12 protein-coding genes are annotated in these 12,185 nt (G+C 72.7%); 7 read left to right on the forward strand and 5 right to left on the reverse strand.

The annotated features are described in order from the left end of the window. Positions 1-12: 12 nt before the first annotated feature. From cysC to LBW97_RS05560, 4 genes are all read left to right on the forward strand, one after another. Positions 13-558: an adenylyl-sulfate kinase gene (cysC, locus tag LBW97_RS05545; protein WP_224498419.1), complete on the forward strand. Its 546-nt coding sequence runs from the start codon at positions 13-15 to the stop codon at positions 556-558. A gap of 233 nt (positions 559-791) precedes the next feature. Further along, on the forward strand, positions 792-2,465 hold the full coding sequence (locus LBW97_RS05550; protein ID WP_224498420.1) for a nitrite/sulfite reductase: 1,674 nt from the start codon (positions 792-794) through the stop codon (positions 2,463-2,465). Between the two features lie 157 nt (positions 2,466-2,622). Further along, complete coding sequence (locus LBW97_RS05555) at positions 2,623-3,348, forward strand: phosphoadenylyl-sulfate reductase (RefSeq protein WP_224498421.1); 726 nt, start codon at positions 2,623-2,625, stop codon at positions 3,346-3,348. Between the two features lie 90 nt (positions 3,349-3,438). Beyond that, positions 3,439-3,753 (forward strand): 4a-hydroxytetrahydrobiopterin dehydratase, encoded by a 315-nt coding sequence (locus LBW97_RS05560; protein ID WP_224498422.1) that lies wholly within the window; start codon positions 3,439-3,441, stop codon positions 3,751-3,753. Here LBW97_RS05560 and LBW97_RS05565 read toward each other — a convergent pair. From LBW97_RS05565 to LBW97_RS05575, 3 genes are all read right to left on the reverse strand, one after another. Further along, the gene (locus LBW97_RS05565) at positions 3,750-5,873 is read right to left on the reverse strand and encodes a PhoX family phosphatase (protein ID WP_224498423.1); all 2,124 of its coding nucleotides are present in this window, start codon (positions 5,871-5,873) and stop codon (positions 3,750-3,752) included. The two genes, LBW97_RS05560 and LBW97_RS05565, sit on opposite strands and share 4 nt — an antisense overlap. Positions 5,874-5,985: 112 nt before the next feature. Continuing rightward, positions 5,986-6,378 (reverse strand): DUF3037 domain-containing protein, encoded by a 393-nt coding sequence (locus tag LBW97_RS05570; protein ID WP_224498424.1) that lies wholly within the window; start codon positions 6,376-6,378, stop codon positions 5,986-5,988. Positions 6,379-6,406: 28 nt separating this feature from the next. Then, positions 6,407-7,276 carry a HipA family kinase gene (locus LBW97_RS05575; RefSeq protein WP_224498425.1) on the reverse strand — a complete coding sequence of 290 codons (870 nt, stop codon included), beginning with the start codon at positions 7,274-7,276 and terminating at the stop codon, positions 6,407-6,409. Between the two features lie 106 nt (positions 7,277-7,382). Between LBW97_RS05575 and LBW97_RS05580 the strand changes: the two genes are divergently transcribed. The 3 genes from LBW97_RS05580 to LBW97_RS05590 are packed head-to-tail and all read left to right on the forward strand — an operon-like array spanning position 7,383 to position 10,528. Next, a complete protein-coding gene (locus LBW97_RS05580) occupies positions 7,383-8,924 on the forward strand; it encodes a bifunctional diguanylate cyclase/phosphodiesterase (RefSeq protein WP_224498426.1) in 1,542 nt (513 codons plus the stop codon). A gap of 50 nt (positions 8,925-8,974) precedes the next feature. Continuing rightward, positions 8,975-9,982, forward strand: coding sequence for a glutathione S-transferase family protein (locus LBW97_RS05585; RefSeq protein WP_224498427.1), 1,008 nt, complete (start codon positions 8,975-8,977; stop codon positions 9,980-9,982). Beyond that, a complete protein-coding gene (locus LBW97_RS05590) occupies positions 9,983-10,528 on the forward strand; it encodes a DUF1990 family protein (RefSeq protein ID WP_224498428.1) in 546 nt (181 codons plus the stop codon). Here the strand turns inward: LBW97_RS05590 and LBW97_RS05595 are convergent. Together LBW97_RS05595 and LBW97_RS05600 are read right to left on the reverse strand one after the other, a co-directional pair. Then, positions 10,525-11,274 (reverse strand): ABC transporter permease, encoded by a 750-nt coding sequence (locus LBW97_RS05595; RefSeq protein ID WP_224498429.1) that lies wholly within the window; start codon positions 11,272-11,274, stop codon positions 10,525-10,527. The two genes, LBW97_RS05590 and LBW97_RS05595, sit on opposite strands and share 4 nt — an antisense overlap. Beyond that, a complete protein-coding gene (locus LBW97_RS05600) occupies positions 11,271-12,173 on the reverse strand; it encodes an ABC transporter ATP-binding protein (RefSeq protein WP_224498430.1) in 903 nt (300 codons plus the stop codon). Before LBW97_RS05600 ends, LBW97_RS05595 begins: the two co-directional genes overlap by 4 nt. Between the last annotated feature and the right edge of the window lie 12 nt (positions 12,174-12,185).

Consider the following 12,185-nt stretch of genomic DNA (forward strand, 5'->3'; position numbering starts at 1 on the left):
ACACTGGGACCCATGACCGCTGTTCCGCGCCCCGGTGTCACCGTCTTCCTGACCGGCCTCTCCGGCGCGGGCAAGTCCACGATCACCGACGCCCTGGTCGCCCAGCTGGAGGCGGAGGGCCGGCCGGTCACCGTGCTCGACGGCGACGTCGTCCGCACGCACCTGTCCAGCGAGCTGACGTTCTCCAAGGAGGACCGCGACCTCAACATCCGGCGCATCGGCTGGGTGGCCGGCGAGGTCGTGAAGCACGGCGGCACTGTCGTGGTGGCCGCGATCGCGCCCTACGAGGCCGCCCGCGAGGAGGCCCGGACGCTCGTCGAGAAGCACGGCCGCTTCGTGCTCGTGCACCTGTCGACCCCGCTCGAGGTGTGCGAGGGCCGCGACGTGAAGGGCCTCTACGCCAAGGCCCGCGCCGGCGAGATCGCCGTCTTCACCGGGGTCAGCGACCCCTACGAGCCACCGGTCCGCGCAGAACTGGTCATCGACACCTCGGTCACCCCGCTCGAGGAGTCGGTCTCCCGCATCCGCGCGGCCCTCGACGCTCCCCCCGTCGGCTGACTCACGCCGCCTCTGGCGCGAGGTATGGGAGGATCGGCGCCATGACCGATCGCGGAGCGCTCCTCGTGGCGCGCCTGCACATCGATCTGGCGCTGGTCTCCAGCGCCGCCTGTCGCGCCGCGCGCTGACACCCGGTTCCTCCGCGCAGCTCCTCCGGCTGCGTCCCGATCCAGCAGCGCCCCGTCTCCCGGCCCGCTGCCGGACGGCGAGGAGCGCAGGAAGAAGCAAGCCACGTGAGCACCCCCACCCGCACCAGCAACCGGCCCCAGCGTGGGCAGGGTCAGTGGGCGCTGGGTTACCGCGAGCCGCTCAACCCCAACGAGCGGATGAAGAAGGACTCCGACGGGCTCGAGGTCCGTCAGCGGATCCTCGACATCTACTCGAAGGCCGGCTTCGACTCGATCGATCCCGGCGACCTCCGTGGCCGCATGCGCTGGATGGGCCTCTACACCCAGCGCGCCCAGGGCATCCCCGGCGGCAAGACCGCCGTCCTGGAGCCGGAGGAGCTCGAGGACTCCTACTTCATGATGCGGGCCCGCATCGACGGCGGGCAGCTGACCAGCGACGCGCTCCGCGTCATCGGCGGCATCAGCACCGAGTTCGGCCGCGACGTCGCCGACGTCACCGACCGGCAGAACGTGCAGTACCACTGGATCCGCATCGAGGACGTGCCCGAGATCTGGCGCCGTCTCGAGTCCGTGGGCCTCTCCACGATGGAGGCCTGCGGCGACGTCCCGCGCGTCATGCTCGGCTGCCCGATGGCCGGGATCCTCGAGGACGAGGTCCTCGACGCCACGGACGTCATCGCGGAGACCGTGGCGAAGTACCTCGGCAGCCCCGAGTTCAGCAACCTGCCGCGCAAGTGGAAGACGTCGATGTCGGGGTGCGTGGACCACTGCACCGAGCCCGAGATCGACGACGTCTCCTTCGTGGGCGTGGTGAACGAGGCCGGCGAGGCCGGCTACGACCTGTGGGTCGGCGGCGGACTCTCCACCAACCCGATGTTCGCCCAGCGGGTCGGCGTCTTCGTGCGCCCCGACCAGGTCACCGACGTGTGGGCCGCCTGCACGAGCGTCTTCCGCGACTACGGCTACCGCCGGCAGCGCAACCGCGCGCGCATCAAGTTCCTCATGGCCGACTGGGGTCCGGAGAAGTTCCGCCAGGTGCTGCAGGACGAGTACCTGAAGGCGGAGCTGCCCGACGGTCCCGCTCCCGCGCCGGCCAAGCACGACCAGCGCGACCACGTCGGCGTCAGCCGGCAGAAGGACGGCCTCAACGCCGTCGGCTTCGCGCTGCGCACCGGCCGGATCAGCGGCTCGCTGCTGACCACGATCGCGAACCTGGCGGACGAGTACGGCCAGGGCCGCATCCGGACGACCACCCAGCAGAAGCTGGTCATCCTCGACGTCGCCGACGACGAGGTCGAGGCGCTGGTCGACGCGCTCGCCGCCCACGACCTCCAGGTGCGTCCCAGCGCCTTCCGCCGCGGCACCATGGCCTGCACCGGCCTGGAGTTCTGCAAGCTGGCGATCGTCGAGACCAAGCAGCACGCGCAGGACCTCTACACCGAGCTCGAGAAGCGGCTGCCGGACTTCGACACCCCGATCGGGATCAACGTCAACGGCTGCCCGAACAGCTGCGCGCGGTTCCAGACCGCCGACATCGGCTTCAAGGGCTCGATGGTCAAGGACGAGTCCGGCGAGATGGTCGAGGGCTTTCAGGTGCACCTGGGCGGGCACCTCGGCGTGGAGGCCACCTTCGGCCGCAAGTTCCGCGGCCACAAGGTGACCAAGGCGGAGACCGCCGACTACTGCGAGCGCGTCCTGCGCGGCTTCCAGGAGCGGAAGACGCCGGGCGAGTCCTTCGCCCACTACGTCTCCCGGGCGGAAGAGGACTGGTTGCTGTGAGCGAGGAGCCGACGTCGGGAAGGACCCGGCAGCTGCCGGTGTTCCACTGCCCGTACTGCGGCGACGAGGACCTCACTCCGCACGAGGACTCCGGCTGGCGCTGCAGTGCGTGTCTGCGGGCCTTCTCGGTCCGCCTGATCGCGACGGGGGTGCAGGGATGACCGCTGCAGAAGCAACCATGCCGGTGGCGCCGACGCCAGAGCTCGCGGCCGAGGCCGACGCCCGGTTCGAGGCCATCAGCGACCCCGTGGAGCAGGCGCTCGCCGTCCTCCAGTGGGCCGGGGAGACCTTCGGCGCGCGCTTCGCGATCACGTCGTCCATGGCCGACGGGCTGCTCTCGCACCTGGCCAGCCGGGTCATCCCCGGGGTCAACGTCGTCTTCCTCGACACCGGCTACCACTTCGCCGAGACCATCGGCACCCGCGACTGGATCAGCAGCGTCCTGCCGATCACGCTGCACAACGTCACCGCGCCGCAGACCGTGGCCCAGCAGGATGCCGAGTTCGGCCCGAAGCTGCACGACCGCGACCCCGACCTGTGCTGCGACATGCGCAAGGTCAAGCCGCTGGCGCACGCGCTGGCCGGCTTCACCGCGTGGGGCTCCGGCGTGCGTCGCGACGAGTCGCCCACCCGCGCGGGCACGCGGCTGGTCGACTGGGACGCCAAGCGCGGCATGGTCAAGGTCAACCCGATGGCGGCCTGGACCCAGGACGTCGTCGACGCCTACACCGTCGAGCACCAGATCCCGGTGAACCCGCTGTTCGAGATCGGCTACGGCTCGATCGGCTGCGCGCCCTGCACCCGCCCGGTCGCTCCCGGCGAGGACCCCCGCGCCGGTCGCTGGGCCGGCCGTGGCAAGACGGAGTGCGGCCTCCACACCTGAAGAAGGACCACCCCCTCCCCGCGACACGCTCCGCGCGCCGCGGGTCCCTGGGGGTGGCCGTTCCAGCACGTCACCAGTCACCATGGGCTTGTGCCTCGCCCACCACGCCTGTCTCCTGACGAGCTCGCCGCCTCGATGCACGGCCTGCCGCTGTGGTCCGGCGACGGCGACGGCATCCGCCGCTCGGTGAAGCTGCCGAGCTTCCGGGACGCCGTCGCCGCGATCGTGTCCATCGCCGACGTCGCCGAGGAGATGGATCACCACCCCGACGTCGACCTGCGCTGGCGCACGCTGCACCTGACGCTGGTCAGCCACTCCGCCGGCGGGGTCAGCGAGCTGGACCTGGAGCTGGCCCGCCGCATCGACGCGCTGCTGCCCGCCGACCCCGCCGAGGGAAGCAGCTAGCTGCCGACCCGGCCGCCGTCCTCGCGGTAGGCCACGGCGACGCTGGGCCGGGGGAACGGCCTGACCCGGCGCCGGTCCGGCCAGGTGCTGGACGGCGAGTCGACCGTCGACCCGTTGGTCTCACCGGGGTGCTGGACGGCCACGAACACCGACCGCGCGTCCCGGGAGATCAACGGCCCGCTGCACTCGGCGCCGAACGGCACCGTGAGGAACCGCTTCACCAGCCCGCGCTCGGGGCCTTCGGTCGGGACCGCGTAGAGCCCGTCGTTGCTGCCCGGGAGGTTGCTCGGGCTGCCGTCGGTGGAGATCCACAGGTTGCCCGCGGGGTCGAACTCGACGTTGTCGGGGCAGGAGATGGCGCTGACCTTCGACTTGTCGTACCCGGCGAAGTAGGTGCTCGGGTCGGTCGGGTCGCCGGCCACCAGGAAGATCCGCCAGGAGAACCGCTCCCCCGCGGCTCCGGCCGTCTCCTGCCACTCGACGACGTGCCCGTGCCGGTTGGCGGTGCGCGGGTTGGCCTCGTCGGCCTTCGGGTTGGTGCCGATACCGCGGTTGGTGTTGTTCGTGAGCGCCGCGTACACCCGGCCGTTGACCGGGTTGACCTGGATGTCCTCGGGCCGGTCCATCTTCGTGGGCGCCGATGCGGGGCCGAGCGCGCTCAGCTCGTCGGCGGCCAGCCGGGTGAAGGTGAGCACCCAGGCGACGTCGCGGTTCGGCACCTTCGACCGGCCGTCCTTCACCAGCGGGATCCAGCGGCCGGTGCCGTCGAACTCGCGGTCCGCGGGGAGCGTGCCGGTGCCGGAGATCTCCGCGGGCGGGGAGTCTCCCGTGAACTGCGCGACGTACAGGTCGCCCTCGTCGAGCAGCGTCAGGTTGTGCGCGCGTGCAGCCCGGTCGTGCCCCTGCCGGAACCTCTTCTTCGACACGAACTTGTAGATGTAGTCGAAGCGCTCGTCGTCACCGGAGTAGGCGACGACCCGGCCGTCCTCCGCGATCCGCACGTTCGCGCCCTCGTGCTTGAACCGCCCCAGCGCCGTGCGCTTCTTCGGCCGCGACGTCGGGTCGTAGGGGTCCACCTCGACGACCCAGCCGAAGCGGTTCACCTCGTTCGGCTCCCGGGCGATGTCGAAGCGGGGGTCCACCTCGTCCCACCGGCGCCCGGCCGGAGCGGTGGTGGAGATCCCGTACCGGGCGAGCCGCCGCTCGGGGTCGGCCACCGGCCCCGAGACAGGCCCGAAGTACTGGTTGAAGTTCTCCTCGCCGTGCAGCGTCGTGCCCCACGGGGTCTGACCGCCGGCGCAGTTGTTGAGGGTGCCCAGGACGGTCCGCCCGCGGGGGTCGGCCTTCGTCCTCAGGTACTCCGACCCGGCCGCGGGGCCGGTGAACTCCATCGGGGTCTCGGCGGTGATCCGGCGGTTGCGCTTCCCGTTGCGCACCGGCCGCCACTCGCCGCTGTTGCCGTGCCGCCGGACCTCCACGACCGAGATGCCGTGGGCCATCATCGCGATCTTCTTCTGCTGGGCGGTCGTCGGCGCGGACTCGCTCGCGACGCCGGAGAACATCAGCTGCTCGTTGGTGTACTCGTGGTTGACCACGAGCAGCGCCTCGCGGTCGCGGTCGTCCAGCGGGAGGAGGCCGATGTAGTCGCAGTTGTAGCCGAACTGCTTCGCCTGGGCCTGCGGCGTCTGCCGGTCGATGTCGAACTCCGGGGCGCCGAACTCCACCGGGTCGCCCCAGCGCATCACCACCGAGTAGCGGTACCCGGGGGCGGTGACCAGCTCGTCGAGCACGTTCTGCTGCACAGGCCGGAAGGTCAGCGCGCCGCTCCGGCCGCCGGCTCCCGGGCGGCCACCCGGGCCACGGTCGGTCGCCGCCGCGGAGAGCGCCGGGCCGGCCACCACGAGCAGCGCACTCGCGCCCGCTGCCTTGAGCACGTTGCGCCGGCTGAACGCCGTCTGGACGACGTCGGCGAACGTGGGGTTGTCGCTCTGGTTGGGAACGGCGGCGTCGCAAGCGTTGCCGCACTTGTAGAAGCAGGTCACGTGGCTGCGGCTGCCGTGCCGCACGGTGCTCAGGAACGGCAGCAGCGCACGGGAGCGGGGCTCCTGGGTGTCGGTCATCGGGTCCCTCTGGTCGCGCGGGAGGCGGGCTCCCGCAGCAAACCCCGCCCGGTCCACGCGGGAGTGGCCACCGCATGAACCCGGGATGACCTCCTGACCACCGATCCGGGCGTCAGCCGGGAACGGGCAGCACCAGCAGCCCGAGCAGGCGCTCGGTCTCGGCCTCAGGGTCGGTGGTGAGCCCGGTGTGCACCGGCCCGGGCTGGATGACCGTGCTCCGCGGCGCCGTCAGCCAGCGGAACCGCGAACCCAGCGCCTCCCGCCCGGCCGCCCCGGCACCCGGGTCGGCCGCGCAGACGTCCGCCGCGGCCTGCAGCGCCCGGCCGATCGCCGCCGGGTCCGCGGTGGGGTCGAGCGCGCGCAGCCGGTCGGCGTCCAGGTACAGCTTCGATCCCAGGTAGTCGCGCTGCCGGCAGTAGACGAGGACTCCGGCGTTGAGCGACTCCCCGCGCTCGATGCGGGGCACCACGCGCAGCACCGCGTACTCGAAGGTGTCCCGCGTCATCGCTCTGCCCTCTGCAGCGATTCGTGCCTCATCGCTGGGTCATCCCCTCGGGCGGCGGAGGTCCCAGCCAGCCGGGCCGGTTCTCCCCCACCTTCGGGCGGCGCCGGCCGGCGCCACCCGTCGCCGCCGCGGACACCAGCCCGGGCAGCCACGCGTCACGGGCCGCCAGCCGCGCCAGAAGCTGCCCCACGTACCGGTTGCGGACGGCGTGCGCCGGCTCGTCCGGGGTGGCTCCCTCGAGCCACTCGTCGGGCACCTCGGCGAGCACGGCCTCGAGCAGCGGCCGGGTGACCTGTGCGGCCAGGGCCGCGTCCGCGGCGGGCACGTCCGGCGCGCACTCGATCAGGGCGTGGGTGGAGGCGTCGTAGGGGCGGGTGATCGCCGCCTCGGCGCCGGGCCAGTTGTGGTGGAACGTCAGCGCGGCGCCGTGGTCGATCAGCTGCAGCCGGCCGTGCCAGAACAGCATGTTCGGGTTCCGCCAGGAGCGGTCCACGTTGCCCACCAGCGCGTCGAACCAGAGCACCCGGCCGGCGAGCTCGGGGTCCACGCCGTCGGCGCCGGCCTCGAAGTCCAGCGCCCCGGGCAGGTAGTCCAGCCCGAGGTTGCGCCCGGCCGAGCGCTGCAGCAGCTCCTGCACCTCGTGGTCGGGCTCCCCCACCGCGAGCTCGGGGGCGACGTCCACCGTGACCAGCGCGGGCACCGGAAGACCCAGCGCGCGGGCCATTCCGGCGCACACGATCTCGGCGACGAGCACCCGCACGCCCTGACCGGCGGCGCGCCACTTCACCACGTAGGTGCCGAGGTCGTCGGCCTCCATGAGCCCAGGAAGGGAGCCACCCTCGCGCAGCGGGGTGACGTAGCGGGTGGCGGTGACGGCGGGCAGCACAGTGCTGGTCAACCTACCTCCGAGGCGGCGCCACCCGAGCGGGGGAACCGCCCGTCCGATCCACTCAACCCCGGTCGCGGGACAGCCGATACCAACCCGACGACGAGAGAGGGGACGGATGACCGTGGGTTCGTCCCGCCTGGCACCGTTGCGCCGCCGCGTCCTGCGGGAGGCGCTGGCCGTGGTGACCCTCACCGTGCTCTTCGGCGTCGCCGCCGTCGTCTGGGACCTGCCGGAGCGGCTGACCGGCCCCGTCGCGCACGTCGTGCTCCTCCTCGCCTTCTCGCACCTGCTGATGATGGTGTTCGGCAAGCGCCGGTCCGACGACCTCAAGGCCGAGTACCTCTCCCGGGACGCCGCGGAGCGGGACCTGTTGCACCGCGCTCGCCACGACGACCTGACAGGGCTGCTCAACCGCTCCGCCCTGCTGGAGGAGCTCTCCCGCGCCCGGGAGGCCGGACCTGTCCCCGTGCTGCTGATCGACCTCGACCGCTTCAAGGACGTGAACGACGTCCTCGGGCACTCGATCGGCGACGCGCTGCTCGTCCGGATCGCCGGCCGGCTGCGCAGCGAGCTCCCGGTGGACGCCGTGCTCGGCCGCCTGGGCGGCGACGAGTTCGCCGTGCTGCTGCCCGGTCGCGGACAGGCCGACGCCGAGCGCGTGGCCGAGCAGGCCCTCGCCGTGGTCGGCCGCCCCGTGACCGTCGAGGGGACGGTGCTGGAGCTCGAGGGGAGCTGCGGCGTCGCGATCGAGGGTGACACGGCCGCCGACCTGCTCCGGCACGCGGACGTGGCGGTGTACGCGGCCAAGGAGGAGCACGCCGGGGTGACCGTCTACCGGCCGTCGATGGACGCCGACAGCCGGGCGCAGCTCACCCTCATCGCCGACCTGCGGCGCGCCATCCGGGACGGCGAACTGGTGGTCCACTACCAGCCCCGGGTGCGCCTGTCCGACGGCCGCACGCTCGGGGTCGAGGCCCTGGTCCGGTGGCAGCACCCCGTCCGCGGGCTGGTCCCGCCGTCGGAATTCATCCCGGTGGCCGAGCAGACCGGGCTGATCGGTCCGCTCACCGACGCGGTCCTGGGGAACGCCCTGGCTGCCTGCCGCCGGTGGCGCGAGGCGGGGCTGGACCTGACCGTCGCGGTCAACCTCTCCGTCCGCGGGCTGTTCGACGCCGGCCTCGCCGACCGGATCGCCACCCTGCTGCGCGACCTCGACCTGCCGGCCTCCTGCCTCGAGCTGGAGATCACCGAGAGCGTGGCCATGCGCGACCCCGGCCGGGCCCTGGAGGTCCTGCACCGGTTGCGCGACACCGGCATCGCGCTGTCGGTCGACGACTACGGCACCGGCCACGCATCGCTGGCCTATCTGACGCGGCTCCCGGTCGGCACGCTCAAGATCGACCGGTCGTTCGTGCAGACCATGGAGCTGGACGCGAGCGACCGCACGATCGTCCGCAGCACCATCGAGCTCGCGCACGGTCTCGGGCTGCGCGTGGTCGCCGAAGGGGTCGAGACGCGCGCTGCCTGGGACGACCTGGGCCGCCTCGGCTGCGACGACGCGCAGGGCTACTGGCTGGCCCGTCCGCAGCCGTTCGAGGACGTCGCCCCCTGCGTGGCGGCCCTCGAGGAGCGGCTGGCCGTCTCCCGCACGAGCTGACGACCGGGGACGAGCAGGCGGTCCGGGCCCCGCGCGTGGAGACTGGGAGCGTGGCGAACAGTGCACCTCCGACGACCGACGACGGCCGCTACGAGCGGCAGCCGTTCCACTTCACCGGCCGGATCACCGCCGACGGCCGCGACGGCTGGCCGGCCGAGGCCGGTCGCTACCGGATCGTCGTCAGCCGGGCGTGCCCGTGGGCCAGCCGCACGCTGGTCACCCGACGGCTGATGGGCCTGGAGGACGCCATCAGCGTGGCGGTCACCGATCCGATCCAGGACGACCGCAGCTGGCGGTTCACGCTCGACCCGGGCGACGTCGACCCGGTGCTCGGCATCGCCTTCCTCGCTGACGCGTACCACAAGGCCGACCCGACCTACGACGGCGGAATCAGCGTTCCGGCGATCGTCGACGTGCCCACCGGCGCCGTCGTCACCAACGACGTCTTCCAGGTGACCCTGGACCTCGCCACCGAGTGGCGGGCCCTCGCCCGCGAGGGCGCCCCCGACCTCTACCCCGAGGCGCTGCGCGGCGAGATCGACGAGGTGAACGCCCGGATCTACAAGGACCTCAACGCCGCCGTCTACGAGGCCGGGTTCGCCACCACCCAGGAGGCCTACGAGGACGCCTACACCCGCGTCTTCGCCTGCCTGGACTGGCTGGAGGAGCGGCTGGCCGGTCAGCGGTTCATGGTCGGCGACACGATCACCGAGGCCGACATCCGGCTGTTCACCACGCTGATCCGGTTCGACGCCGTCTACCACGGCCACTTCAAGTGCAACCGGAACAAGATCACCGAGATGCCGGTGGTCTGGGCCTACCTGCGCGACCTGTTCCAGACGCCGGGCTTCGGCGACACCGTCGACCTCGACCACATCAAGCGGCACTACTACGAGGTGCACGCCAACATCAATCCGACGCGGGTCGTGCCGGCCGGCCCCGACCTCTCCGGGCTGACCACCCCGCACGGCCGCGAGTCCCTCGGCGGCCGCCCGTTCGGCGACGGCACTCCCCCGGGCCCGACGCCGGCGGACGAGGTCATCGCCCAGCAGCTGTAGATGGGACTGCTCCGGGCCCTGGACCCCGCCGCGCTCGTCGACGTGCCGTTCACCTACCCCGAGGTGGGCGGCACCGGCGAGGACCTGCTCCCACCCGGCTACCACCTGGCCGAGCACTCCGCCGTCGTCGGCTCGGGGCCCGCTGCCCTGGAGCGGGCGGCGGCAGCGGTGTTCGGCTGGCGGGCGCAGCGCGGGGTGGGGCTGCGCATCCGCGCCACCGGCCCGGCGAGCACACCGGGCACCGTCGTCGTCCTGACCGCGGGGCTGCCCCGGTTCGGCTACGACATCCCCTGCCGGGTGGTGTGGGCGAGCACCGAGGGCGACCTGCGCGGGTTCTCCTACGGCACGCTGCCCGGCCATCCGGAGAGCGGTGAGGAGCGGTTCACCGTGCGGCTGACCGAGGACGGCGACGTCGTCTACCGGATCCGGGTCTTCTTCCGGCTCGCCTCCCCCGCCGCGCGGCTGGCCGGGCCGGCGAGCCTGCTGCTGCAGCGGGCATCGACCGCGCGGTACGTCTCGGCCATCCGCCGCGCCACTGCCGGTTAGACGTCCCGGCGGGACAGCAGGACGACGCCGAGGACCCAGGCGGCGGCCGCCCAGACGCCCAGCACCAGCAGGCCGTGCTGCCAGGACGTCGCCACCGAGAAGAACGCCTCGTCGCCCACCCGGAACACCGGCAGGACGCGGGCGAGGTCCCGGCTCTGGTCGCTGCCCATGATGGCCAGCACCGGGGGGAGCACCAGCATGACGCCGAGACCGGCGCCCAGCGCGCCGGCCGAGGAACGCACGAGCGCCCCCAGGCCCACGGCCAGCACGGCGGTGAGGGTGGCGCAGGCGACCTGCAGCAGCAGCTGGCGCTGCACCGCCGGATCGGTCAGCTGGATGCCGCCTTCGACGGCGGTGAGCCGGGTGGCGGCGAACCAGCAGAACAGCGCCAGCAGGGCGGTGAGCAGCACGGTCCACACCACGACGACGACGGTCTTGGCCATCAGCAGCCGCCCGCGACCCGGCACGGCGGTCAGCGACGTCAGCACCATGCCCGTCCGGAACTCGCTCGTGACGGCGAGGACACCGAGCACCACCACGAGCACCTGACCGAACCCGAAACCGGTGAGCGCCGAGCTGACCGCGATGTCCGCCCGCGGCGCGGACTGGGTGATCGCCGCCCCGAACCAGCCCCCGGTCGCCACGACCAGCAGGTAGAGCGCGGTGCACACCCAGGTGGAGCGCACCGACCGCAGCTTGGTCCACTCGCTCACGACCACCGCGCCGAACGGGACGCCGCGGCTCACGGCGCCACTCCGCGGTACTCGACCTCGTCACCGGTGAGCTCGAGGTAGGCGGCCTCCAACGAGGCGGTGATCCGGGCGAGCTCGTGCACCCGCGCACCGGTGAGGAAGGCGATGTCCCCGATCTCGTCGGACTCGAGGCCCTCGACCCGCAGCGCCCCGTCGATCTCAAGCTCCACGTGCCCGCCGGCGCGCTGCAGCGCCGAGGCGAGCAGCGGTGCCTGCGGGCTGCGGACGCGGACGGCGGCGTGCGCTCCCAGCAGCTCGGTCATGGGGACGTCGGCGAGCAGCCGCCCGCGCCCCAGCACCACCAGGTGGTCGGCGGTGTCCTCCATCTCGCTCATCAGATGGCTGGAGACCAGCACCGTGCGGCCCTCGTCGGCCAGCGAGCGGAGCAGCTCGCGCACCCACCGGATGCCCTCGGGGTCCAGGCCGTTGACCGGCTCGTCGAGCAGCAGGACGTCGGGGTCGCCGAGCAGCGCCGCGGCGATGCCGAGCCGCTGCCCCATGCCGAGGGAGAAGCCGCGCACCCGGTCGTGCGCCACCGCGTCCAGGCCGACCAGCTCGATCACCTCGTCGACCCGGGTGCGCGGCAGGGCGTTGCTCTGCGCCAGGGCGAGCAGGTGCGCGTAGGCCGACCTGCCCGGGTGCCGGGCCCGCGGGTCGATCAGCGCTCCGACGCGTCGCATCGGCCGGGACAGCTCGCGGTAGGGCCGGCCGAGCACGGTCGCCGTTCCCTCGGTGGGGCGGGTCAGCCCGAGGATGCAGCGCATCGTCGTCGTCTTGCCCGAGCCGTTCGGCCCGAGGAAGCCGGTGACCCGGCCCGGTTCGACCGTGACCGTGAGCGCGTCGACGGCGACGCGGGTGCGGTACCGCTTCGTCAGCCCGCGCAGCTCGATCACGCGGTCAGCATC

The organism is Blastococcus sp. LR1 (assembly GCF_020166105.1).
GTDB lineage: Bacteria > Actinomycetota > Actinomycetes > Mycobacteriales > Geodermatophilaceae > Blastococcus.